This window comes from uncultured Gulosibacter sp. (assembly GCF_963509965.1).
Classification (GTDB): domain Bacteria; phylum Actinomycetota; class Actinomycetes; order Actinomycetales; family Microbacteriaceae; genus Gulosibacter.
This window is the reverse complement of sequence record NZ_CAUPDE010000001.1, coordinates 275268-299110: the sequence shown is the minus strand read 5'-3', so window position 1 is coordinate 299110 and position 23843 is coordinate 275268. Positions and strand designations below refer to the sequence as shown.

Annotated in this window: 22 protein-coding genes; 20 read left to right on the top strand and 2 right to left on the bottom strand. The window is 61.2% G+C overall.

The features are described 5' to 3' along the window. Nucleotides 1-50: 50 nt before the first annotated feature. The 9 genes from RQ865_RS01400 (at nt 51) to prfA (ending at nt 11710) form a co-directional block, all read left to right on the top strand. Nucleotides 51-977, top strand: a complete 927-nt coding sequence (locus tag RQ865_RS01400; RefSeq protein WP_311476829.1) for an ABC transporter permease — start codon at nt 51-53, stop codon at nt 975-977. Continuing rightward, nucleotides 970-1935, top strand: a complete 966-nt coding sequence (locus RQ865_RS01395; RefSeq protein WP_311476827.1) for an ABC transporter permease — start codon at nt 970-972, stop codon at nt 1933-1935. Before RQ865_RS01400 ends, RQ865_RS01395 begins: the two co-directional genes overlap by 8 nt. Then, entirely contained in the window at nt 1932-3629 is a 1698-nt protein-coding gene (locus RQ865_RS01390) for an ABC transporter ATP-binding protein (RefSeq protein WP_311476825.1), read from the top strand. Before RQ865_RS01395 ends, RQ865_RS01390 begins: the two co-directional genes overlap by 4 nt. A 79-nt stretch (nt 3630-3708) precedes the next feature. Then, entirely contained in the window at nt 3709-5136 is a 1428-nt protein-coding gene (lysA, locus tag RQ865_RS01385; protein ID WP_311476824.1) for a diaminopimelate decarboxylase, read from the top strand. Then, the gene (locus RQ865_RS01380; protein ID WP_311476822.1) at nt 5133-6440 is read left to right on the top strand and encodes a homoserine dehydrogenase; all 1308 of its coding nucleotides are present in this window, start codon (nt 5133-5135) and stop codon (nt 6438-6440) included. The genes lysA and RQ865_RS01380 overlap by 4 nt, the downstream gene beginning before the upstream one ends. A 71-nt stretch (nt 6441-6511) precedes the next feature. Next, on the top strand, nt 6512-7585 hold the full coding sequence (thrC, locus tag RQ865_RS01375; protein WP_311476820.1) for a threonine synthase: 1074 nt from the start codon (nt 6512-6514) through the stop codon (nt 7583-7585). Further along, nucleotides 7582-8538 carry a homoserine kinase gene (gene thrB / locus RQ865_RS01370; protein WP_311476819.1) on the top strand — a complete coding sequence of 319 codons (957 nt, stop codon included), beginning with the start codon at nt 7582-7584 and terminating at the stop codon, nt 8536-8538. Before thrC ends, thrB begins: the two co-directional genes overlap by 4 nt. Nucleotides 8539-8693: 155 nt before the next feature. Then, nucleotides 8694-10610: a transcription termination factor Rho gene (rho, locus tag RQ865_RS01365; RefSeq protein WP_311476817.1), complete on the top strand. Its 1917-nt coding sequence runs from the start codon at nt 8694-8696 to the stop codon at nt 10608-10610. Then, nucleotides 10607-11710: a peptide chain release factor 1 gene (gene prfA, locus RQ865_RS01360; protein WP_311476816.1), complete on the top strand. Its 1104-nt coding sequence runs from the start codon at nt 10607-10609 to the stop codon at nt 11708-11710. Before rho ends, prfA begins: the two co-directional genes overlap by 4 nt. Before the next feature lie 101 nt (nt 11711-11811). Here prfA and epsC read toward each other — a convergent pair whose 3' ends face one another. Both epsC and cysK read right to left on the bottom strand, forming a co-directional pair. Next, a complete protein-coding gene (epsC, locus tag RQ865_RS01355) occupies nt 11812-12441 on the bottom strand; it encodes a serine O-acetyltransferase EpsC (protein WP_311476814.1) in 630 nt (209 codons plus the stop codon). Nucleotides 12442-12443: 2 nt separating this feature from the next. Next, nucleotides 12444-13388, bottom strand: a complete 945-nt coding sequence (gene cysK / locus RQ865_RS01350) for a cysteine synthase A (protein WP_311476812.1) — start codon at nt 13386-13388, stop codon at nt 12444-12446. 122 nt (nt 13389-13510) lie between these two features. Here cysK and prmC point away from each other — a divergent pair, with 122 nt between their 5' ends. The 11 genes from prmC to atpD all read left to right on the top strand — a co-directional run bounded on the left by prmC (nt 13511) and on the right by atpD (nt 23840). Next, entirely contained in the window at nt 13511-14386 is an 876-nt protein-coding gene (prmC, locus tag RQ865_RS01345) for a peptide chain release factor N(5)-glutamine methyltransferase (RefSeq protein ID WP_311476810.1), read from the top strand. 7 nt (nt 14387-14393) lie between these two features. Beyond that, a complete protein-coding gene (locus tag RQ865_RS01340) occupies nt 14394-15158 on the top strand; it encodes an L-threonylcarbamoyladenylate synthase (protein WP_311476808.1) in 765 nt (254 codons plus the stop codon). A gap of 12 nt (nt 15159-15170) precedes the next feature. Beyond that, nucleotides 15171-16547, top strand: a complete 1377-nt coding sequence (locus RQ865_RS01335) for an MraY family glycosyltransferase (protein WP_311476807.1) — start codon at nt 15171-15173, stop codon at nt 16545-16547. Next, nucleotides 16544-16978 carry a hypothetical protein gene (locus RQ865_RS01330; protein ID WP_311476805.1) on the top strand — a complete coding sequence of 145 codons (435 nt, stop codon included), beginning with the start codon at nt 16544-16546 and terminating at the stop codon, nt 16976-16978. The genes RQ865_RS01335 and RQ865_RS01330 overlap by 4 nt, the downstream gene beginning before the upstream one ends. 175 nt (nt 16979-17153) lie before the next feature. Further along, nucleotides 17154-17987, top strand: a complete 834-nt coding sequence (atpB, locus tag RQ865_RS01325; RefSeq protein WP_311477048.1) for a F0F1 ATP synthase subunit A — start codon at nt 17154-17156, stop codon at nt 17985-17987. Nucleotides 17988-18079: 92 nt separating this feature from the next. After that, a complete protein-coding gene (gene atpE / locus RQ865_RS01320) occupies nt 18080-18313 on the top strand; it encodes an ATP synthase F0 subunit C (protein WP_201517123.1) in 234 nt (77 codons plus the stop codon). A 21-nt stretch (nt 18314-18334) separates the two neighbouring features. Continuing rightward, the gene (locus RQ865_RS01315) at nt 18335-18898 is read left to right on the top strand and encodes a F0F1 ATP synthase subunit B (RefSeq protein ID WP_311477047.1); all 564 of its coding nucleotides are present in this window, start codon (nt 18335-18337) and stop codon (nt 18896-18898) included. Next, on the top strand, nt 18898-19686 hold the full coding sequence (atpH, locus tag RQ865_RS01310; RefSeq protein ID WP_311476803.1) for an ATP synthase F1 subunit delta: 789 nt from the start codon (nt 18898-18900) through the stop codon (nt 19684-19686). Before RQ865_RS01315 ends, atpH begins: the two co-directional genes overlap by 1 nt. 80 nt (nt 19687-19766) lie before the next feature. Then, entirely contained in the window at nt 19767-21410 is a 1644-nt protein-coding gene (atpA, locus tag RQ865_RS01305) for a F0F1 ATP synthase subunit alpha (protein WP_311476801.1), read from the top strand. A 34-nt stretch (nt 21411-21444) separates the two neighbouring features. Beyond that, complete coding sequence (locus tag RQ865_RS01300) at nt 21445-22341, top strand: F0F1 ATP synthase subunit gamma (protein ID WP_311476799.1); 897 nt, start codon at nt 21445-21447, stop codon at nt 22339-22341. Between the two features lie 32 nt (nt 22342-22373). Continuing rightward, nucleotides 22374-23840 carry a F0F1 ATP synthase subunit beta gene (atpD, locus tag RQ865_RS01295; RefSeq protein WP_311476797.1) on the top strand — a complete coding sequence of 489 codons (1467 nt, stop codon included), beginning with the start codon at nt 22374-22376 and terminating at the stop codon, nt 23838-23840. Nucleotides 23841-23843: the final 3 nt, after the last annotated feature.

Genomic DNA, 23843 nt, shown 5'->3' with positions numbered 1-23843 from the left:
TGGGGCCGGTCACGAAACCGGCCCCGCTCCGGTGCCAGAGGACGCGAAACATGCTCCGATATCTCGGCAGACGACTGCTCCAAATCATTCCGGTATTTTTCGGCGCGACATTCTTGATCTTCGCGCTGGTACACCTCATGCCAGGTGACCCGGTTCAAGCGCTCGGCGGCGACCGCGGACTCTCCCCGGCAGCTGAGGCTCGTATCCGGGCCCAGTACCACCTGGATGAGCCGTTCTTCATGCAATATTTGCTCTACCTCAAGGGCATTTTCACGCTCGACTTCGGCGAAACGTTCAGCCAGCGCCCCGTCATTGAAGTCATGGCAAAAGCCTTCCCGGTGACCGCAGTACTTGCGGTCATGGCCCTCATATTCGAGGGTGTCTTCGGCGTGGCATTCGGCATGATTGCGGGTCTGCGCAAGGGCGGTGTATTCGACTCAACACTGCTTGTGCTCTCACTCGTGCTCATCGCCGTTCCCACCTTCGTTGTGGGTTTTGTGCTGCAGTTTTTCATCGGCGTGAAACTTGGGTGGCTGCCAACCACAGTGGGTGGCTCACCAAACTTTCAATCGCTGCTCATGCCGGCGATTGTGTTGGGCTCGGTGTCATTTGCCTATGTGCTGCGACTCACCCGACAGACTGTGTCAGAAAACCTCTCCAGCGACTTCGTGCGAACCGCACGCGCAAAGGGCCTTCCCGAACACAAAGTCTTCGGTCGACACGTGCTGCGTAACTCGCTGATTCCAGTAGCCACCTTCCTTGGTGGTGACCTTGGAGCGCTCATGGCCGGAGCAATCGTCACCGAAGGAATCTTCTCGATTAATGGTGTCGGCGGCACGCTCTACCAGGCCATCCTCAAGGGCGAAACCACAACGGTGGTCTCCTTTACAACCGTGCTGGTGCTCGTATACATCCTGGCCAACCTGATCGTCGACCTGCTCTACGCCGCACTCGACCCGAGGATCCGCTATGAATGATCTACAATCGAACTCGAATGGGCCGCGACCGGGCCAACAGCGCTGGGTCGCCGAAACCGATGAAACCGGTTTGGGGGCCGTCGACGCGGTACAAGACGAGTCGGCGCCCCGGTCGATGCTCGGCGAAGCCTGGCACATCATGCGTCGACGGCCGCTGTTCTGGTTGTCAAGCACCATCATCGCCGTCGTGGTGATCGTTGCGCTCATGCCGAGTGTTTTTGCCCCCGCCGACCCACGCTTCTGTGAACTCAGCAACTCACTGGGCGATCCGAGCGGCGCGCATCCGCTCGGTTTCGATCGGCAGGGATGCGACATCATGTCGCGCATCGTGCACGGCACCAGCACCTCAGTGGCGGTGGGTCTGCTCTCGACCGCAATCGTCACTGTCATTGGTGTGGTGTTCGGAGCGCTCGCCGGTTACATTGGCGGCTGGCTCGACTCGCTACTGTCACGACTCACCGACATTTTCTTTGCGGTGCCGTTCGTGCTAGGCGCCATCGTGTTCATGCAGATGTTTAAGGATGCGCGCAACGTCGTTATGGTGGCGGTGGTGCTAGCGGCCTTCGGTTGGCCGCAGATTGCCCGCATCACTCGCGGCGCGGTGCTCGAAACCAAAAATGGTGAATACGTTTCGGCCGCCCGCGCTATCGGTGTACCTGAGTGGCGCATCCTTGTCGGGCATGTGCTCCCGAACGCCGCCGCACCAATCATTGTCTACGCAACCGTGGCACTGGGCACGTTCATTGTTGCCGAAGCGACACTGTCGTTCCTCGGTCTGGGGCTGCCACCGGATGTGGTCTCGTGGGGCGGCGATATCGCCAAGGCACAGACCTCGATTCGCACCGACCCGATGGTGCTTTTCTTCCCGTCAATTGCATTGGCGCTCACCGTGCTCAGCTTCATCATGATGGGCGACGTGGTGCGCGATGCGCTCAACCCGAAGTCGGTGAAACGATGACCGAGACACCACTACTGCAGCTCACCGATCTCGAGGTCGCGTTCCAATCATCCACCGGCACTGTCGCCGCGGTTCGGAAAGCGAACCTCACTATCTATCCGGGCCAGTCGGTGGCGATTGTGGGCGAATCGGGTTCGGGCAAATCAACCCTGGCCGCCGCCATCATCGGACTGCTGCCAGGAACCGGCCGAGTGGTAGGCGGTTCAATCGAGTTCAACGGACGCGACATCACGCATCTGACCAAACAGCAGCTGGTGGCGATGCGGGGGAGCGAGATCGGCATGATCCCGCAAGACCCAATGTCGAACCTCAACCCGGTGTGGCGTATCGGCACCCAGGTGGAGGAGGCGCTGGTAGCCAATGGCACCGCCCCAGCACAGGCGAAAAAGCGCGCGGTAGAAGTGCTGGGCGAAGCGGGACTGCCCGATGCCGCAAGTCGCGCACGCCAGTTTCCGCACGAGTTTTCGGGCGGGATGCGTCAACGCGCGCTGATCGCAATCGGTCTGGCCGCCGACCCGAAACTGCTGATTGCGGATGAACCGACCAGCGCGCTCGATGTGACGGTGCAGCGCCGCATCCTCGATCATCTCGAAACGCTCACCGACTCGCGCGGCACTGCGGTGCTCTTCATCACGCACGACCTCGGACTGGCTGCCGAACGCGCCTCGCATCTGGTGGTGATGCACCGCGGCCGCGTGGTGGAGTCGGGTCCGAGCCTCGAGATCCTCACCGACCCGCAGCATCCTTACACGCAGCGCCTGGTCGATGCGGCGCCGTCGCTGTCTAGCGCGCGCATCCGGGCCGTGCAGAAGGGCATCGACCCCATCGCCCTCACCGAAGCAATCGATGTGCACGGTGAAAAAAATGCCGTGATCGAGGTGAACAATCTCGTCAAGGAGTTCCCCATACGGGGAGCAAAAAACAGGGTCTTTCGAGCCGTTGACGATGTGTCGTTCAAACTGCGCAGAGGGTCAACGCTCGCGGTGGTTGGTGAATCAGGTTCTGGTAAATCAACCGTGGCGAATATGGTGCTGAAACTGCTCGAACCAACCAGTGGCAGCATCCTGTTCGACGGCCAAGACATCACCAAGATGTCTCGCACAGCAACGTTGGCGATGCGCCGGCGCATGCAGGTGGTCTTCCAGAACCCCTACGGTTCACTCGACCCCACCTACTCGGTGTTTCGGGTGATCGATGAGCCACTGCGCACGCACCGGGTGGGCGGAGGTCGTGCCGCACGGGAAAAGCTCGTGGGCGAGTTACTCGATATGGTGGCGCTTCCAAAATCTGCGATGCGCCGCTACCCGCACGAACTTTCGGGCGGTCAGCGCCAGCGTGTGGCAATTGCGCGTGCTCTGGCACTGCGACCCGAAGTGATCGTGCTCGACGAGGCAGTATCGGCGCTCGACGTGCTGGTGCAAGACCAGATTCTTCGGTTGCTCAACGAACTGCAGCAAGAACTCTCGCTGTCGTACCTGTTCATCACGCACGACCTAGCGGTAGTGCGCGAGAACGCCGACGATATCGTGGTGATGCAGCAGGGACGCGTTGTGGAGCAGGGATCGGCCGACGATATCTTCGGCAGCCCTACTACCGACTACACTCGCGAACTGATCGAGGCGGTTCCCGGTGGCACCCTGCCGATTGGACGATTTGCGCGCTTTGGTGCTGACAGTGGCGAAAGCTCGTGCTAGCGTGCCACCGCCCACCGGCCACATTACGCAATCAGTCACTGCAGACGAGGGCGCGCTTTGCTCTGGCTAAGATTGTCGGGTGTGCTTTTCAGAGTCTGACGCGGTAAACCCCCTCGCCCCGCAGTGGCTAGACCCGGCGGTCGCGCGCGAACTCAACACGGGTGTTTGGCCGGCGACCGCCGAGCGTGATGCGGCAGGCGAGCTGACCATCGGTGGTGTGCGCGCGTCTGAGCTGCTTGAGCGACACGGCTCACCCCTGTATGTCATCGACGAAGAAGACCTCCGTGCGCGGGCCGCAGCCGCCCTGACAGCATTCACTGAGGCTTTCAACGCTATTGGCGCTCAGGTGCAGCTGCACTACGCATCGAAGGCGCTTTTGAGCGTCGATATTGCCCGCTGGATGCAGCAGGCCGGACTGGGGCTGGACGTGGCCTCGGCGGGTGAGCTTGAGGTGGCGCTGGCGGCCGGAATCAACCCCGAGACGATCGGTCTGCACGGTAATAACAAGTCGGATGCGCTGCTCGCTCGCGCGGTTGAGGTGGGCGTTGGCACGGTGATTATCGACTCGTTTGTCGAGATTGACCGGCTCGCCAGTGTGGCTGCGGAGCTTGGAAAACGGCAGGCGGTGCTGCTGCGCATCAACTCGGGTATTCATGCGGATACACACTCGTATCTCGCCACGAGCCACGAAGACCAGAAGTTCGGTATCACGATCGCGAGCGCAACCGAGGCAGTCGCAAAGATTCGGGCACACGAGGCGCTCGAGTTTCGCGGCCTGCACTCACATATCGGCTCATCGATCTACTCGGCTGAGGGTTTCGGCGCCGCCGCCGACCGGCTCATGCGCTTGCGCGCCGAACTGCTCGATGGTGGCCCGGTGCCCGAAGTGAACCTCGGTGGCGGTTTTGGGATCGCCTATCTGCCGAGCGACCGGCCGCTGCCACTGACCGAGCTTGCACGTGGTATCGCCGCCGAGGTGGCGCGTGCCTGCGAAGACACCGGCACTGATCTGCCGCTTGTGACATTTGAGCCGGGCCGCTCGATCGCCGGGCCGGCGGGTGTCACACTCTATCGGGTGGGCGTCACCAAGGATGTGACAGTCAGCGATGAGTGTGGCAGTCCGGCTGTGCGCCGATATGTGTCGGTGGATGGCGGTATGAGCGATAACGCCCGCCCCGCCATGTACCGTGCCGACTACTGCGTGCGTTTGGCCACCCGCGAATCGGATGCGCCACTGCAGCTCGTGCGCGTGGTTGGCAGCCACTGCGAATCGGGCGATATCGTCGTGTACGCCGACTATTTGCCCGGCGACGTCAGCTACGGAGATATTCTCGCTGTGCCCGCCACCGGTGCCTATTGCTTCGCCATGGCAAGCCACTACAACTACTTTGATCGCCCCGCCATGGTGGCGGTGCGTGACGGTAAGTCACGCACGCTAGTGCGCCGCATCACCATCGAAGACCTGCTCGCGGCCGACACCGCATCGACCTCGGAGGAACACCCATGATTAGCAACCGCACGGTGAAAGTTGCCCTGCTTGGCGCCGGTTCTGTTGGTAGCCAGGTGGCTCGCCTGCTGCTCGAGCAGCGGGAAGAGTTTGCCCAGCGCACCGGTGGTGCTGAACTCGAATTGGTGGGCATCGCGGTTCGTGATGTTGCTGCCCCGCGCGACACCGACCTACCGAAAGAGCTGTTCACTGACAACGCGCGTGAACTCATCCTGCAATCAGAGATTGTGGTGGAGCTCATGGGTGGTATCGAACCGGCCCGCGAACTGATCAAGCTGGCGCTCGAGTCGGGTGCCGATGTCATCACCGCCAACAAGGCGCTGCTCGCGCATCACGGTAGCGAACTATTTGGCCTCGCCGAGCGGGTTGGCGCGCAGCTCTACTATGAGGCCGCCGTCGGTGGCGCGATTCCGATCATCCGACCGCTGCGTGAGAACCTCGCTGGTGATCGGATTGACCGGATCCTCGGCATCGTGAACGGTACCACCAACTTCATTCTCGACCGGATGCACACCAGCGGTGACAGCTTCGCACGTTCGCTTGAGATCGCCACCGAGCTCGGTTACGCCGAGGCCGACCCCACCGCTGATATCGGCGGCTATGACGCGCAGCAGAAGGCCGCGATTCTCGCATCAATTGGTTTCCACACCCAGGTGCCGGTTGACGAGGTGTACCGCGAGGGCATCACCGAGGTCTCCGCGAAGCAGATCGCTGATGCCGACGCTGCCGGCTATGTGGTGAAATTGCTGGCTATCTGTGAACGCATCGTCGACGGCGATACCGAACGAGTTTCAGCTCGCGTGTATCCCGCACTCGTTCCGAAACACCACCCACTGGCGAGCGTGCACGGCGGCAATAACGCTATTTTCGTTGAGGCAGCGGCGGCTGGCCCGCTGATGTTTTACGGTGCCGGCGCCGGGGGAGTGCAGACCGCGTCGGCGGTGCTCGGCGACCTGATCTCGGCGGCCCGCCGTCACCTGATGGGCGGCCCCGGGCTCGGAGAATCGATGGCCGCCGATCTGCCGGTGATTGATATCAGCGCAATCGAAACCGCCTATCAGATCTCGTTGCAAGTGAATGACGAACGTGGCGTGCTTGCCGAAATCGCCCAGTGCTTCAACGAACACGGTGTGTCGGTGGCGACCCTCACGCAGCAGCCGGGCGAGGATGACGATTCGAGCGCTACGCTGGTAATCGGTACGCATCGCGCACCCGAGGGAGCTTTGGGCGCGCTGGTCGAATCACTGGAGCAGATGCCGACAGTCGACCGGGTTGCCGGCGTACTTCGGGTTGAGGGCGAATAGCCAGCCCACCCCAACCGCAACGAGCGGCAAATTTAAATGAGCGCTACTGAATAGCGCGGTGAGGAAAAGACATGGCCAAGCAATGGCAGGGAGTTATCCGCGAATACGCTGAGTACCTCGATGTGAGCGACGCCACGCCGATCGTCACACTAGGGGAGGGCGGTACGCCGCTCATCCCGTCGCCTTCACTTTCGCGTCGCAGTGGCGCGGATGTGTACGTGAAGTTTGAGGGGATGAATCCCACCGGTTCGTTCAAAGACCGCGGTATGACCATGGCGGTATCGAAGGCAGTCGAACACGGCGCGAAAGTAGTGGTCTGCGCCTCCACCGGAAACACCTCAGCTTCGGCCGCGGCCTATGCGGGATATGCCGGGATTAAGTCGGCCGTGTTGGTGCCCGAGGGCAAGATTGCGATGGGTAAGCTGTCGCAGGCGATCATCCATGGTGCCGAACTGCTGCAGGTGCGCGGCAACTTTGACGACTGCCTGCGCATCGCCCGCGAACTCGACGAGCACTACCCGGTGCACCTGGTTAACTCGGTCAATAACGACCGTATTGAGGGGCAGAAGACCGCTTCGTTCGAGATTATCGACGTGCTCGGTGACGCTCCCGACTTCCACTTCATTCCGGTTGGGAACGCGGGTAACTACACCGCCTACACGCGCGGCTACCGCGAATACCGTGAGGCCGGTAAATCAACCAAGCTGCCGCGGATGTTTGGATTCCAGGCCTCGGGATCCGCACCCATTGTGCGCGGTGAGATCGTCACCGATCCCGAGACGATCGCCTCAGCGATCCGCATCGGAAACCCTGCATCGTGGCGATTGGCACTCGAGGCACGCGACGAAACTGACGGCTTTTTCGGCATGTTTGACGACAACGAAATTCTCGCCGCGCAGCGCATCCTCGCCGCAGAAACCGGTGTGTTCGTAGAACCTGCCTCAGCGATCTCAGTGGCTGGCCTGCTGTCTGAATCCGCCAAGGGCAATATCCCCGCCGGTTCACGCTGTGTGCTCACCGTCACCGGTCACGGTTTGAAAGACCCGCAGTGGGCGCTGCGCGACCTCAACGGCAACGACGTCACCCCGACGGTTGTTGATGCCGACACCGCAGCGGTTGCCGAAATGCTCGGTATGCGCGCATGAACCGGGTTACGCAGGGGCGCACCGTAGCGGTGCGAGTACCCGCCACCAGCGCCAACCTCGGCCCCGGCTTCGACACCCTCGGATTGGCGCTCGCGCGCTATGACGAGGTAGAGGTGCAGGCACTACCGGCCGGTGAAATTGATATCCAGGTCACCGGTGTTGGCGAGGGCGACGTGCCACTGGATGAGCGCCACCTCGTGGTGCGTTCGATCTATACGGCACTTGACCGGCTTGGCTTTGCACACCCGGGCCTGCGGTTGCGGGCCCACAACACGATCCCGCACGGTCGGGGGCTCGGATCATCCGGCGCCGCGATTGTTGCCGGCGTGTGTGCTGCAGCCGGTCTCGTGGCCGATCAGGTCACCGTCACCGAAGATCAGCTGCTCAACATCGCAACCGAGCTTGAGGGACATCCCGACAATGTTGCGCCCTGCCTGTTTGGTGGGTTGACGATCGCGTGGATCGACTCCGAAGGTGAGCCGCGTTCGAAGCAGCTTGCGGTCGACCGCGGTGTGTCGCTGGTGGTGCTGGTTCCCGAAGAAACCATGTCGACCGCCGTGGCGCGCTCGCTGCAGCCCGATCAGGTGCCGCACGCCGATGCGATCTTTAATCTCTCGCGTTCGGCGCTGCTGGTTGCGGCGCTCACGCAGAGCCCCGAGGTGTTGCTCGACGCCACCGAAGACCGTCTTCACCAGAGCTACCGCGCTTCGGCCATGCCGAAAACGAAACTTCTGATTGACCAGCTGCGGGCAGCGAGGCTGCCGGCGGTGGTCTCGGGAGCTGGGCCGAGCGTGCTGGTGATATGCAACGACCCGGCCGACAGACTGGTTGCGGAGCGTATTGCGAGTGAGCGACAGGACACTCGCTGGCAGGCAATTATGACCGCCGTAGACACGCTGGGTGCTACAGTAGACGTAGTTTCGAATCTCACGACATCGTCGGTGGGTGCGTAACCCCTGCCGCTTGCGGCAGCGGTTGCGAATGTCGAAACATCTGATCGCGAGGCCGATACCGCAGTTCTTGCGGACGATCTGTCCGGTGGCGCTTTGACGCGTTCCATTCGAGTACCGACTCGCATTTCCTCATAACAGGACGAGAACACCAACACATGACTGAACACAACGAAACTCAGACACGCGCACTGACCTCAATGCGAGTTGCTGATTTGCAGGCACTTGCCGCCGAAATGGGCATTAAGGGTGCCGCCCGGCTGCGTAAAAGCCAGCTGATTGAAGTAATCGAAAAAGCGCGCGGCGAAAGCCAGCCAGACACGAGCCAGAGCTCTGCAAGCCAGTCCGCGGCCGCAGCGGGTAACGAGAAAACCGGGCCGCACAGCGCCGACGCCGAGCCGACTTCAACCCGTCAGCCACGCCGTCGCGTAACGGTCGCTGCCGAGACCGAATCAGAGAATCAGCGCGGCCGTACCGACCACTCTGGGCACGATAACAAGCCCGACACAGCCGACGCGGCTGAGCAGCCAGCTGCCGACGCGAAGCAAAACAAGGCCGAGGCGAACAAGCCTGCCGAAAACGAAGCGAAGGACGGCAACGGCGGCGACCGGGGTCGGAAGAAATCGAAGTCGAATAAATCAAAGAAACGCAACCAAAGTGATGCCGGTGATGGCGACACCTCGAAGTCATCGAAGGGTGATGACGCATCGAGCCCGCAGACACTCGACGACATCGTGCTGCCACCGGCACGTGATGACGACTCGGGTGGCGAGGCTGAAAGCGACGCCGACAAACAGCAGGAACATGCTGGTAACGGTCGTAAGCGCAGCCGCAGCCGTAGCCGTAATCGCAACGATGACTCGAACCAGAACCAGCAGCGCCAACGCAGCCGCAACCGTCGCGACGACGCCGACCCAGAGATCGCACCAGACGATGTGCTGCTGCCAATCGCGGGCATCCTCGACGTGCTCGACAACTACGCGTTCGTGCGCACCTCGGGTTATCTTCCCGGTGCCAACGACGTGTATGTCTCGCTGGGCCAGGTAAAAAAATACGGTCTGCGCAAGGGCGACGCTATTGTGGGCGCGATTCGTCAGCCGCGGGAGGGTGAACACCAGGGTGGGCGCCAGAAATATAACGCGCTGGCAAAGATCGACACGATTAACGGCCAGACTCCCGAACAGAGCTCGAAGCGTCCCGAATTCGACACACTCACGCCGCTGTATCCGGTTGACCGGCTCCGACTCGAAACCCCCGGCGGTCACGCCGCACAGCGAATGGTCGACCTGTTTGCCCCGATCGGTAAGGGAACTCGCGGCATCATCGTGGCGCCGCCGAAGTCGGGAAAGTCGATCATGCTCGAACGCGTCGCAAGCGCCGTGGCGCAAAACGAATCGGATGCGCACCTGATGCTCGTGCTGGTGGGCGAGCGGCCTGAGGAGGTCACGCGACTCGAGCGCATGATTAACGGCGAGGTCGTGTCGTCGACCTTTGATATGCCAGCTGAAAACCACACCACCATCGCCGAGCTCGCCATCGAGCGTGCCAAGCGTCTGGTCGAGCTCGGTCTCGACGTGGTGGTGCTGCTCGACTCGCTCACGCAGCTGTGCCGCGCTTACAACATCGCCGCACCCGGTTCGGGGCGCATCATCGATGGCGGCGTGGATGCCTCAGCGCTGTATCTGCCGAAGACCTTTTTTGGTGCAGCCCGCAATGTCGAAAACGGTGGTTCGCTGACGATCCTCGCCACCGCGATGGTCGAAACCGGTTCTCGCACCGACGAGGTCATCCTCGAAGAGTTCGCGGGCACCGCAAATATGGAACTGCGTTTGTCGCGGGCCATCGCCGATAAGCGCATCTTCCCGGCTGTTGATATCCAGCAGTCGTCGACACTGCACGAAGAAGACCTGCTGAGTGACGCCGAGCTCGCGGCCACGTGGAAGATTCGCCGCGCCCTCGGTGACGATGCCCAGGTGTCGCTTGAATCGGTGCTTGAACGGCTTTCATCCACTGCTACGAACGAAGAGTTTGTCGCCGCGGTGAGCCGCGAAGCAAGTCTGGCGGTGCGTGCATGAGCACCCCGAATGAATTTGCTGAATCGGTAGGCCTGCTGCGCGACGAACACGCCGAGCTACAGGAACAACTCGCCGACCCCGAACTGCACGCCAATCCGGCCCGCGCGAAGAAGGTCAACCGGCGCTACGCCGAACTCTCGCAGATTCTCGCCGCCGACGACAAGCTGTCATCGCTACACGACGATCTTGAAGCCGCGAACGAGCTTGCCCGCGAAGACGAAATGTTTGCTGATGAGGCCGAGGCCATCTCGCAGCAGCTTGACGAGCAGCACGAGAAGCTGCGGCGTCTACTCATCCCACGCGACCCGGATGATGGCCGTGACGTAATCATGGAGATCAAGGGCGGCGAAGGTGGCGAAGAGTCGGCGCTATTTGCTGCCGACCTGCTGCGCATGTACACGCACTATGCCGAAGGTCGCGGCTGGAAGGTCGAACTGCTCGACAAAGCCGAGTCGGATCTTGGCGGCTACAAGTCGGTGCAAGTCGCAATTAAATCCACCTCGAATGAGCCGGCCGATGGTGTGTGGGCGTCGCTCAAATATGAAGGTGGCGTGCACCGTGTGCAGCGCGTGCCTGCCACCGAGTCGCAGGGCCGCATTCACACCTCGACCACCGGTGTGCTGGTGTTCCCCGAAGTTGACGAGCCCGAAGAAATCAACATCGACCCCAACGACCTGAAGATTGACGTCTATCGATCATCGGGCCCTGGCGGTCAATCGGTGAACACCACCGACTCGGCAGTGCGCATCACCCACCTGCCCACCGGCATTGTGGTTTCGATGCAGAACGAGAAGTCGCAGATCCAGAACCGGGCCGCCGCTATGCGCGTGCTGCAGGCTCGACTGCTTGCCAAACAACAGGAGGAGCTCGCTGAGGCTGAAGCGGGGATGCGCGCCTCACAGATCCGCTCGATGGACCGTTCGGAACGTATCCGCACCTACAACTTTCCCGAAAACCGCATCGCCGATCACCGCACCGGGTACAAGGCATACAACCTCGACCAGGTGATGGATGGAGCGCTCGGGCCGGTTATCGAATCGGCAATTCACGCTGATGAGGAGGCTCGCCTGGCATCCCTATCGGGGCAGGAAGACGCCTAGCGATGCACACCCGCTGAACACAGAACATAGTGGCCATGGAACCATGCGGAACCGTGGCCACTGGTGTTTTTGCGCGCTGCACGCGCTTGCTGGCAGCCTCGCTAGATAACCCACGAGTCGGGCACGATCGGGCGGTGCTCGCTGTGGCTGCGGGGCTTGAGCGGGCGAGGCTTTGCCGGGATACCCACCACGAGCGAGTTCGCGGGTGCATTCCGATTCACCACCGCATTGGCGCCCACCCGACAGTCGTCACCGATCGTGATTGGGCCGAGCAGCTTCGCCCCGGCGCCGATCAGCACCCGATCACCGATAGTGGGGTGGCGTTTGACCTGCTTGGTTGATACGCCACCAAGAGTTACCCCGTGATAGATGACGCAGTCGTCGCCTATCTCGGCGGTCTCACCTATCACAACCCCCATACCGTGGTCGATGAAGAGTCTGCGGCCGATGCGAGCTGCCGGGTGAATCTCGACCCCGGTGAGAAATCGCGAGAACTGCGAGAGCATCCGAGCCGGAAGCTTGCCACCGGGTAGGCGCCACAGTGCGTGAGCGGCACGATGCAGCCATAACGCGTGCAGACCCGAATAGTTAACGACAATCGACAGCTTGCTGCGCGCTGCCGGGTCTGCCCGCTGCACCGCGAAAATGTCTTCGCGCACACGTCGAAAAAACTCATCGATGCGCGAATGACGGGGTGCTGCGGTGCACGGGCAGCGGGGAGAAATCGACATGTTTAGCTTTCACTTGATGCGCGAAGATCGTCGAACAGTACGCTCGACAGGTAGCGCTCACCAGTGTCGGGCACGATCACCACAATGTTTTTGCCAGCATGCTCGGGGCGAGCTGCCACCTGCAGGGCGGCCCAGAGATTCGCACCGGCAGAAATACCGGCAAAAATACCTTCACGCACGGCCGCATCGCGCGAGATGCGCACCGAATCTTCCAGCGATACCGGGATGACCTCATCGATGAGTTCACGGTCGAGCACCTCGGGCACGAAATTCGCACCGATACCCTGAATCTTGTGCGGGCCTGCCTTGCCCTCGCTCAGAAGCGGTGAGTCGGCCGGCTCGACGGCGACGATGCGTACCTGCGGCTTGCGCTGTTTCAATACCTGCGCCACACCGGTGATAGTGCCCCCGGTGCCCACTCCGGCAACCACGACATCAACCTCGCCGTCGGTATCATTCCAGATTTCTTCGGCGGTAGTTTCGCGGTGAATCTCGGCGTTCGCCTCGTTCTCGAACTGGTTAGCAAGAATCGAGCCGTCGATTTCGTCATGCAGCTGCTGCGCCTTTGCCACCGCACCACGCATACCCTCGGGGCCGGGGGTGAGTACGAGCTCGGCGCCGAAGGCGCGCATAATCTGGCGGCGTTCAACCGACATGGTTTCGGGCATCGCGATAATTACGCGGTAGCCGCGAGCAGCGCCGATCGCCGCCAGGGCGATACCGGTATTGCCCGAAGTTCCCTCGATAATGGTGCCACCCGGCTGCAACTGGCCGGAGCGTTCTGCCGCTCGGACAATGCCCCAGGCGAGACGGTCTTTCACGCTCGATGCGGGGTTGAAAAACTCAAGTTTGGCCAGAATATTCGCGTCGGTCTCGTTGACGCGGTTAAGCCGTACCAGCGGAGTACCGCCGATGGTCTCGGTAATGTCGCGATAGATCGCTGCCATGGGGTGACCTTTCTTTTGTGTTCCCATTATGGTTGCAAACAGAACTGTTTTTCGCGTGTGGAATGTCACGCGAAGTCACGTTGCGACGATCACGCAGCTGCTGCGACTGCGAGAATATGCCCATGAGCTCTTCCGACGCCACCCCGGCCATTGCCGAACTCATTTCTCAAGCTCGGTCAACGCTCGTTGCCGCGGGTCTTGCACCAGAAGAAGCCGAGATCACCATAGCCGCGGCGCTTGAATGCAGCCGGGGCGATCTTGAACTGGCTCGCTTGCTTGACCGCCGACCCACTGCGGTGCAGTTGCAGCGCATTCGGGGTTTTATCCGACAGCGGAGCCGGCGCATCCCGCTGCAATATCTCACCGGCACCGCCGGATTTTATGGGCACGAACTTGCTGTGGGGCCGGGAGTGTTTATTCCGCGTCCCGAAACCGAAACGCTCGTAACACTCGCTGTCGATACCGCCCGCGGCTCTAATAACGTGCCAGTAATTTACGATCTGGGGTCGGGATCGGGAGCGATTGCTATTGCCATTGCGACAGAACTTCCGGATGCCAGGGTGACGGCGGTCGAAGCGTCACCGCACGCCTGGCCGTGGTTGCGCCGAAACGTCAGCTCGATCGCCCCGAGTGTGAGGATGCATTTTGGTGATTGGCACCAGCTGCTTACAGAACTCGCCAACAACTCGGTGGATTTGTTGGTAACAAACCCGCCCTATGTCCCCGAGCGGGAAGTTCCACACGACCCAGAGGTACGACTGTTTGACCCCGAGACCGCGCTGTATTCCGGCCCTGACGGACTCGACGATATTCGGCAACTGGCCGATGAGGCGGCGCGACTATTGCGGCCGGGCGGAGCGATTATTGTTGAACACACCGAACGGCAGGGCGAGCGAGTGCGCGAACTGTTTGCCGCGGCCGGGCTGCAGCGGTCGCAAACTCACCGCGATCTCACGGGGCGCGAGCGCATCACCTCGGCGAAGTCGCGGTTAGACTAGCGTCATCATGTCGGAAGTATTTGACCTATCGCAGCCCGAGCAACTGCTTTCGGGTATGCGCGAGGCGCGCATGGCGCTCGGTCGAGGAGAGGTCATCGTCATGCCCACCGACACGGTGTACGGCATCGCGGCCGATGCCTTCAACCCCGATGCGGTGGCGGCGTTGCTGGCGGCAAAAGAACGCACCCGGCAGGCCCCGCCACCGGTGCTCGTGGCTTCAACGGCAGCGCTCCAGGCACTTGCCGAGCAGATTCCGCAGCAGGTGGCCGAACTGTTCGAAGAGTTTGCGCCCGGGCCACTCACGGTGATTCTGCCGGCCCAATCAAGCCTGCAATGGGACCTGGGTGACACTCACGGCACGGTCGCGCTGCGCATCCCCGACCATCCGCTTGCTCTCGAACTGCTGCGTGAAACCGGGCCGCTTGCCGTCTCGAGTGCGAATAAGCACGGCGGGCCAGCGCCGGCCACGGCCGAAGCCGCTGCGGTGCAGCTGTCGGATGCGGTGAATATCTTTCTGGATGCCGGCGAGGTTGGGGGAGTGGCCTCGACCATTGTCGACGCAACCGGGCTGTGTGAAAATCCACCACAGCCCGCGCGTATCGTACGGCAGGGTGCGTTGACGCGTGAGCTGCTCGCTGAGCGTCTGGGCGACCTGTTGGCACCCGAACCAGACACGGACGGATCAGCTGTCGGAGCTGAGCGGCAGGCGAACACCAGATCGTTGCCAGCCTTCAAGCCGTCGGAAGCAGCGTCTCCGGCCCCCGAGGCATAGGGCACAGCCAGCGTGCGTTTCTATGCGCTGATCATCGTCATTACCGCCGCGGTGTCTTTCCTAGCCTGTGGTGGTACTTATCGACTCGCGATGCGCCACGAGTGGTACCCACCGGTTCGAGCCCGCGATGTGCACAGCAAACCGAAACCCAGGTTGGGTGGTATCGGCATGTTCATTGCCGTGCTGGTTTCACTCGCCATCGCCTCACAGATCAGCTGGTTCGACATCGTCTATGCCGCACCCGACCGCATGTGGGGCATCATCGGTGCCGCCACCATCATCGTGGTTATGGGTGTGATCGACGACTTTGTTGATCTCGACTGGATGCTGAAGCTCGGTGTGCAAATCATCGGCGGCGTGGTGCTGGCGTTTTCGGGAGTGGCAATCACGACGCTGCCTATCGGGGGAGTGCTCGTGCCATCCCAGTGGCTGTCGGTGCTGGTTTCGGTGCTGGCCGTCGTGTTGGTGATGAACGCGGTGAACTTCATCGATGGGCTCGACGGACTGGTAGCCGGGGTCACCATCATCGCCAACGGTGTGTTCCTGGTTTATGCGTACCTACTCACCGAAGAACTGCAAACTAGCAGGTTTGGTTTGGGGGCGCTCCTGTCGGCGATCTTGGTGGGGGCCTGTTTGGGTTTTCTGCCTTGGAACTGGAACCCGTCCAAAATGTTCATGGGCGATGGCGGAGCACTGCTTGTGGGGCTACTGATGGCATCCTCCACGATCGCTGTCACCGGTGAAGTCGATCCGGTTGCGATCAACCGAAACGAACTTTTTCCAGCCTTCATGCCGCTGATCTTCCCCTTTGCGGTGCTGATCGTGCCCATTGTCGACTTCACAATGGCGGTCATCCGCCGGCTCGCCGCGGGTAAATCGCCATTCAGTGCCGACCGTAAACACCTGCATCATCGACTGCTCGATATGGGCCATACCCAGCGCCGCGCGGTGCTGGTGTTCTATGCCTGGGCGAGTGTGATTGCGGTGACCGCACTGATCGCGTTTATTGCACCGAATCCTTGGACGTGGGGAACCTTCCTGATAGTCGGCCTGGCACTGTGCATCGCGATTACCGTGTCGCCAATTGCCAGCCGACGAAAACGGCTTGAGAAAATGGCGCAACTGTCTCCATACGGTGACGACGATGATGAATTTGATCCGCTGGATGCATTGGGTGAGTCGGAGTCGGATCGTGTGCGACGCGCCCAAGCGGCACCGCTGGCGTTGCGCAATCGAATCCGTAGGCTCTTAGCTGAAGAATCCGAGTCGGGGGTTTCGATGCCGGCATCCGAAAAGCTCCTCGAACTCGATTCTGAAGCTGCCGAGTTCGACACCTCCACTGTCTCAGAAACTGTCTCTACCCCAGATATCAAGGAGAAAGATTCATGACCTCAGCCAATCAACCCGCCAGCGTGCCGGTGATGAAACGCGTGTTGCGGTGGTCGCTCGTGCTCACCGCGGCTATCGCGTTGGTGGGCGGCATTGTCGGCTGGTTTGTCGCCGGTTGGGCCGGGGTATGGTCGGCGGTGATTGCTGCCTTGTTGACGCTGCTGTTCACGGGTGTGACGGTGATTTCGGTGATCCTGGCCGCTCGTTTCGACGCGGTGATGTTCATGGGCGTGATCCTCGGGGCCTGGATTTTGAAACTGCTGGTATTCCTCGGTGTGCTCGCTATCGTGAAGCAGCTCGACTTCACTCACGACTGGATGCTGTGGTCGTGCATGGTAGCTGCCATCATCGGTCACCTGGTGATTGACATGCTGGTGGTTGCCAGCAGTCGTCTCGGCTCAATGAGTGATGTCAAACTGCCTGGTGAGTAGCTAAAAACTGCGAATGGTTTGCCAACCCTTCACCAACACGGGCGGCCAACGGCGCTTCGAAACCGAGCATTTCCTGATAGAGTTGGACGGTCGGTTCGAATCGTACAAATCGCACAGTTCGACACCGCCTTGCCAGCCTTCGCGAGCCCGACCGGCTCGCGCCCAGTGACAGGAGATCGCGCTGTTCCCGACTGCCCTGAATCTGACCGGCATCCTCGTTGCCGCAGGTGACTGCCCTGAGGGCCAGTACTGCGCACCGACCGTTCAGGAAGAATTCTTTCCACCGGCACTGCTGTTTGATGGCACGATCTTCGAAATCAACCGCGTCATTATGGTGCGACTGATTGCTGTTGTCGTGCTCATGCTCCTGTTCTGGCTCGCACTGCGGAAACCGAAGGTGGTTCCCTCGCGCGGCCAGTCGATCATCGAACTCGCTGTTGGCTACGTTCGCGACGAAATCGTTTACGACATGCTCGGCGAACGCATCGGTAAAAAGTACCTGCCGTACATTCTCACGCTGTTCTTCGGCATCCTTTTCATGAACCTGACCACCGCGATTCCGTTTCTCAATATTTCGGGTAACGGTCTGCTCGGTATGCCGCTCGTGCTGGCACTCACCACCTATGTGGTCTTTATCTACGCAGGCTTCCGCGAGGCTGGCGGTCTGACCTTCCTGCGCAACGCGTTGTTCCCGGCAGGTGTGCCCTGGCCGCTCTACATCCTGCTCACCCCGATTGAGCTGGTGAACACCTTCCTGGTGCGCCCGGTATCGCTCGCCCTGCGACTCATGCTCAACCTGATGGTTGGTCACCTGCTGCTGGTCATCACCTTCTCGGCCACCGCGTTCTTTGTCGGTCTTATGAACATGTGGAGCGTGATGGGTGTGTTCACACTCGCCGGCTCGTTCATCATGACCCTCATGGAGCTGCTGGTCTCGGTGCTGCAGGCCTACGTGTTCGCGCTGCTGACCACCAGCTATATCCAGCTTTCGGTCGCGAAATCGCACTAGCGTTCGCGAACGAATAAAAACCCCTGATCCCCTAATCACCAGTAAGACGTCGAGGTCAACCGGCCTCCTCGCCCAACCGGAAGGAAACCCTAGTGGACACCACCACTCTCGCCGAGATCAACGGCAACATCGCTACCGTCGGCTACGGCCTCGCAACCATCGGCCCCGGCGTCGGTATCGGCATCATCGCCGGTAAGACCGTTGAAGCGATGGCTCGCCAGCCCGAGATGGCCGGCCGCCTGCAGACCACGATGTTCCTCGGTATCGCATTCGCCGAGGTGCTCGCATTCATCGGTATCGCCACCCCCTTCATCTTCGGCGCCTAAGACGATTCCGGAGTGAGCATCATGAACTACGACAACATTCTCGCAGCCGAGAACGGCGAGAAGTTCGGCTGGCAGCCGGACCTGCTGATCCCGGCGGCATACGACATCTTCTGGTCGATCGTCGTGCTCGTGGTGCTCCTGCTTTTCTTTTGGAAGTTCGTCCTTCCCAAGCTGAACTCTGCTCTCGACGAGCGTGCCGCCAAGATTGAAGGTGGAATTGAGAAAGCAGCGGCCGTGCAGGCCGAGGCTGACGCTCGCAAAGATGAGTACGAGCAGCTCCTGGCCGAAGCTCGCACCGAAGCGGCTGAAATCCGCGAAAAGGCACGTGCCGAGGGCGAGGCCATCAAGGCCGAGAAGAAGCAGGAGACCCAGGTCGAACTCGACCGCATGACGAAATCAGCAAAAGACCAGATTGAGGCCGAGCGTCAGGCCGCAGTGGTCTCGCTGCGTCAGGAAGTGGGTGCGCTCGCCCTCGACCTCGCTTCGGGTGTGGTTGGCGAGAACCTCTCTGACGACCAGCGTTCGAGCGCCTACGTCGACCGGTTCCTCAACGACCTCGACCAGAAGGCGGGAACGACCAACTAATGGCTACGACCAGCAATCAGGCCCTCGTTGCCATCAAGCGCGAGGTCGACGGCTTTGGCCCCGGCGATGTCGCTGCTGCCCGGCAGCTGTTCGACGTGGCCGACACACTCGCGAGTGTTCGTGAGCTTGCCGGCGACCTCGCGGCTCGTGGCGCAGATGCTGTGGCCAAATCAGCGCTCGTGGCGCGCGCTTTTCCCGGTCTTGAGGTGGGCGCGAAGCGCGTGCTCGATACCGCGGTGGCGCAGCGCTGGGATAACGGCGATGATTTCACCGCCGCGGTGCAAGAAGCCGCGATTCGCGCGGTCGCGCAGGCCACGTCGAATCATGCCCAGCTCGTCAGCGAACTGAATAGCTTCAGCGACACGGTGAGCTCCAGCGGCGAGCTTGAGCTCACGCTCGGCTCGCGCCTGGGTAGCCCCGAAGCCAAAGTTCAGCTGGTGGAACGACTGTTCGGCAACCGACTCGGCAAAGACACGCTGCGCATCCTGCGTTCGCTCGTGCGCAACCCCGGTGGTCACCGCCCGCGTCGCTTTGTGCAGCGGGCGATTGCCGCTGTTGCCGACCAAGCCAATCGCCAGGTGGCAACGGTGACAACTGCTCGCCCGCTCGGATCGGCACAGCTTGAACGCCTCGAAGCAGGTCTTTCTGCCCGCTTCGGTCGCACTGTCGCCATCAACCAGGTCATCGACCCCTCGGTAATCGGCGGTGTGCGCGTGGAACTTGGTGACGAGGTCATCGACGACACCGCCGCGGCGCGGATCCACGACCTGCGCCTCCAACTCGCGTAGCGAACGGTTACAGCCGAGGGGCTCAGCCCCCACAACATGGGAAGAACCTAGGGGCTCAGCCCCGACGACAAGGGAAGAAAATGTCAGAACTTACGATCAATCCGGACGAGATCCGCGTCGCGCTCAGCGAATTCGCGAACTCGTACCGTCCGCAGGGTGCGACGGCGACCGAAGTCGGCACGGTGATCAGCGCTGCTGACGGTATCGCGCGTATCGAGGGTCTGCCCTCGGTCATGGCGAACGAGCTCATTCGCTTCGCCGACGGTACGCTCGGTCTCGCGCAGAACCTCGAAGAAGACGTAATCGGCGCTATCGTGCTCGGCCCCTTCGGCGGCATCGTCGAGGGTATGGAAGTTACCCGCACTGGCGAGGTGCTCTCGGTGCCGGTGGGCGAGGGATACCTCGGCCGCGTGGTCGACCCGTTGGGTCAACCAATCGACGGCCTCGGCGAAATCACCGGTATCGAAGGCCGCCGCGCCCTCGAGCTCCAAGCCCCTGGCGTTATGGATCGCAAGTCGGTGCACGAACCGCTCGAGACCGGTATCAAGGCCATCGACGCGATGATCCCCGTTGGTCGCGGCCAGCGTCAGCTCATCATCGGCGACCGCCAGACCGGTAAGACCGCTATCGCAATCGACGCGATCATCAACCAGAAGGCGAACTGGGAGTCGGGCGACCCGACTAAGCAGGTTCGGTGCATCTACGTCGCCATCGGTCAGAAGGGTTCAACCATTGCCGCCGTGCGTGGTGCGCTCGAAGAGGCAGGCGCTCTGGAGTACACCACCATCGTCGCTTCGCCCGCATCCGACCCGGCCGGTTTCAAGTACCTCTCGGCCTACACGGGTTCGGCAATCGGCCAACACTGGATGTACAACGGCAAGCACGTGCTCATCGTGTTTGACGACCTGTCGAAGCAGGCCGAAGCCTACCGAGCAGTTTCGCTGCTGCTGCGTCGTCCGCCGGGCCGTGAAGCCTACCCCGGTGACGTCTTCTACCTCCACTCGCGTCTGCTCGAGCGTTGCGCGAAGCTCTCGGATGAGCTCGGCGCCGGCTCGATGACCGGTCTGCCGATCATCGAGACAAAGGCAAACGACGTTTCGGCATACATCCCCACCAACGTGATTTCGATCACCGACGGTCAGATCTTCTTGCAGTCTGACCTCTTCCTCGCCAACCAGCGCCCCGCTGTTGACGTGGGTATCTCGGTGTCGCGTGTCGGTGGTGCCGCACAGCGCAAGCACATTAAGAAGGTATCGGGTACCCTCAAGCTCGAGCTGGCCCAGTACCGCGACCTCGCAGCCTTCTCGATGTTCGCATCCGACCTCGACGCAGCAACCAAGCGTCAGCTTGAGCGTGGTGCCCGACTCACCGAGCTTCTGCGCCAGGCACAGTACTCGCCATTCCCCATCGAAGAACAGGTCGTCTCGATCTGGGCCGGCACTAACGGCAAACTCGATGAGGTCCCCGTCGAAGACGTGCAGCGCTTCGAGGCCGAGATGCTCGACTACCTCAAGCGCAACACTTCGGTGCTCGACGACCTGCGCAACAGCGGCAAGCTTGAAGACGAAACCAAGTCGGCTATGGAGTCGGCCATCGACGAGTTCTCGAAGACCTTCCAGAAGTCGGACGGTAAGCCGCTGTTCTCGGTTGGAACCGAGGAGTTTGACGCCACCGATGAGGAAGACGTCAATCAGGAGCAGATCGTTACCGGGAAGCGCCGCTAGGCGCCGCCCGGGTTACTGAGAGACCAGGAGAACCATGGGAGCACAGCTTCGCGAATATCGGGCGAAGATCAAATCGGCCCAGACGATGCAAAAGGTCACGAGTGCCATGGAGCTCATCGCGACCTCGCGCATCAACAAGGCGCGCGCCCGCATGGAAGCTTCGAACCCGTACACCCGCGCAGTCACGCAGGCGGTGTCGGCGGCGGCTACCTACGCCGAAGACATCGACCACGTGCTACTCACCGAGCCCGAGCAGATTCGCCGTGCGGCAATCGTGCTCTTCACCAGCGACCGCGGCCTTAACGGTGCTTTCTCACACAATGTGCTGAAAGAGGCGGAGGAACTCACTACCCTGCTCCGCGAGCAGGGTAAGGAAGTTGTCTACTACCTCGTCGGCCGTAAGGCTGTTGGATACTTCACGTTCCGTGATCGCGGCTTTGATCGCGAGTGGACCGGCTCGACTGAAAAACCAGAGTTCACCACCGCAAAAGAAATCGGCGAAGAACTGGTGAACCGATTCACGGCCTCGTATGAGGATGGCGGCGTAGAGGAAATTCACTTCATCTATAACCGCTTCATCAACATGGTGCGCCAGGACCCCACCGTGGTTCGGCTGCTACCCCTCGAGGTCGTGGAGGGTGGCGAGGAGCCTCAGAACGAAGAGCTCTATCCGCTTTACGAGTTCGAACCCACGCCGGAGGCAGTGCTGGATGCGCTGCTGCCCGTCTACATCGAAGCGCGACTTTTCAATGCCATGCTGCACTCGGCCGCTTCCGAGCAGGCCGCACGTCAGCGGGCAATGAAGTCTGCATCCGACAACGCAAAAGAACTGGTGCGTGACTACACGCGTCTGGCGAACAACGCGCGTCAGGCCGAAATTACGCAGCAGATTACCGAGATCGTGAGCGGCGCGGACGCGCTCGCTTCGTAATCCGCGCCAACCACGAAGAAAAAGGAATGCACATGACGACGAATGCGACGTACGAGCAGCCTGCAGGCACGGCACCTGCCGGCGTCGGGCGCATCGCTCGCGTTACGGGCCCGGTGGTCGACATCGAGTTCCCGCACGACGCGATGCCCGGCATCTACAACGCGCTCACCACCGAGGTGAGCATGGGAGACAAGCCCTTCAAGCTCACGCTCGAGGTGGCACAGCACCTCGGCGACGATATGGTTCGTGCCATCGCAATGAAGCCTACCGACGGTCTCGTCCGCGGTCAGGAAGTTGTTGACACCGGCGCACCCATCTCGGTGCCCGTTGGCGATGTCACCAAGGGCAAGGTGTTCAACGTCACCGGTGACGTGCTTAACGACTCGATGATCACCGAACCCTACGAGATCACTGAACGTTGGCCCATCCACCGTGACCCGCCAGCATTTGACCAGCTCGAGTCGAAGACCGAGATGTTCGAGACCGGTATTAAGGTTATCGACCTGCTCACCCCCTACGTGCAGGGTGGAAAGATCGGTCTGTTCGGTGGTGCCGGTGTTGGCAAGACCGTTCTGATCCAGGAAATGATCACCCGTGTGGCACGCGACCACGGTGGTGTGTCGGTGTTCGCCGGTGTCGGTGAGCGAACCCGTGAGGGTAACGACCTCATCTTCGAAATGGAAGAAGCCGGCGTGCTCGACAAGACCGCCCTGGTGTTCGGCCAGATGGATGAACCGCCGGGGACCCGTCTGCGCATTGCGCTGACCGGCCTGACCATGGCGGAATACTTCCGCGACGTTCAGCAGCAGGACGTGCTGCTGTTCATCGACAACATCTTCCGTTTCACCCAGGCCGGTTCGGAGGTGTCGACCCTGCTGGGTCGCATGCCCTCGGCAGTGGGCTACCAGCCCAACCTCGCCGATGAAATGGGTATCCTCCAGGAGCGCATCACCTCGACGCGCGGTCACGCCATCACCTCGATGCAGGCCATTTACGTGCCCGCCGACGACTACACCGACCCGGCGCCGGCAACCACCTTCGCTCACCTCGACGCGACCACCGAGCTTTCGCGTGCGATTGCCTCGCGTGGTCTGTACCCCGCGGTCGACCCGCTGGCCTCAACTAGCCGTATCCTCGACCCGCAGTACGTGGGTGAAGAGCACTACCGCGTCGCCACCACGGTGAAGAAGATCCTCCAGAAGAACAAGGAACTTCAAGAGATCATCGCCATCCTCGGTGTCGACGAGCTCTCGGAAGAAGACAAGATCACTGTGGCACGCGCACGGCGTATCCAGCAGTACCTGTCGCAGAACACCTACACCGCGATTCAGTTCACCGGTGTTGAAGGCTCGACCGTGCCCGTCAAGGACACTATCGAGGCATTCGACGCGATTTGCCGTGGCGATTTCGACCACATCCCCGAACAGTGCTTCTACAACGTGGGGCCGATCGAAGATGTGCTCGAGAAGTACGCCGAGCTGCAGAAAGAACTGGGCTAGCCG

Coding starts and splice junctions, on each gene's coding strand:
- RQ865_RS01340 (WP_311476808.1), top strand. CDS start 14,394: ATGTCGGAAGTATTTGACCTATCGCAGCCCGAGCAACTGCTTTCGGGT.
- RQ865_RS01380 (WP_311476822.1), top strand. CDS start 5,133: ATGATTAGCAACCGCACGGTGAAAGTTGCCCTGCTTGGCGCCGGTTCT.
- atpA (WP_311476801.1), top strand. CDS start 19,767: ATGTCAGAACTTACGATCAATCCGGACGAGATCCGCGTCGCGCTCAGC.
- atpD (WP_311476797.1), top strand. CDS start 22,374: ATGACGACGAATGCGACGTACGAGCAGCCTGCAGGCACGGCACCTGCC.
- thrB (WP_311476819.1), top strand. CDS start 7,582: ATGAACCGGGTTACGCAGGGGCGCACCGTAGCGGTGCGAGTACCCGCC.
- RQ865_RS01330 (WP_311476805.1), top strand. CDS start 16,544: ATGACCTCAGCCAATCAACCCGCCAGCGTGCCGGTGATGAAACGCGTG.
- RQ865_RS01400 (WP_311476829.1), top strand. CDS start 51: ATGCTCCGATATCTCGGCAGACGACTGCTCCAAATCATTCCGGTATTT.
- cysK (WP_311476812.1), bottom strand. CDS start 13,388: ATGGCAGCGATCTATCGCGACATTACCGAGACCATCGGCGGTACTCCG.
- prmC (WP_311476810.1), top strand. CDS start 13,511: ATGAGCTCTTCCGACGCCACCCCGGCCATTGCCGAACTCATTTCTCAA.
- RQ865_RS01390 (WP_311476825.1), top strand. CDS start 1,932: ATGACCGAGACACCACTACTGCAGCTCACCGATCTCGAGGTCGCGTTC.
- RQ865_RS01315 (WP_311477047.1), top strand. CDS start 18,335: ATGAACTACGACAACATTCTCGCAGCCGAGAACGGCGAGAAGTTCGGC.
- epsC (WP_311476814.1), bottom strand. CDS start 12,441: ATGTCGATTTCTCCCCGCTGCCCGTGCACCGCAGCACCCCGTCATTCG.
- thrC (WP_311476820.1), top strand. CDS start 6,512: ATGGCCAAGCAATGGCAGGGAGTTATCCGCGAATACGCTGAGTACCTC.
- atpH (WP_311476803.1), top strand. CDS start 18,898: ATGGCTACGACCAGCAATCAGGCCCTCGTTGCCATCAAGCGCGAGGTC.
- RQ865_RS01300 (WP_311476799.1), top strand. CDS start 21,445: ATGGGAGCACAGCTTCGCGAATATCGGGCGAAGATCAAATCGGCCCAG.
- prfA (WP_311476816.1), top strand. CDS start 10,607: ATGAGCACCCCGAATGAATTTGCTGAATCGGTAGGCCTGCTGCGCGAC.
- RQ865_RS01395 (WP_311476827.1), top strand. CDS start 970: ATGAATGATCTACAATCGAACTCGAATGGGCCGCGACCGGGCCAACAG.
- rho (WP_311476817.1), top strand. CDS start 8,694: ATGACTGAACACAACGAAACTCAGACACGCGCACTGACCTCAATGCGA.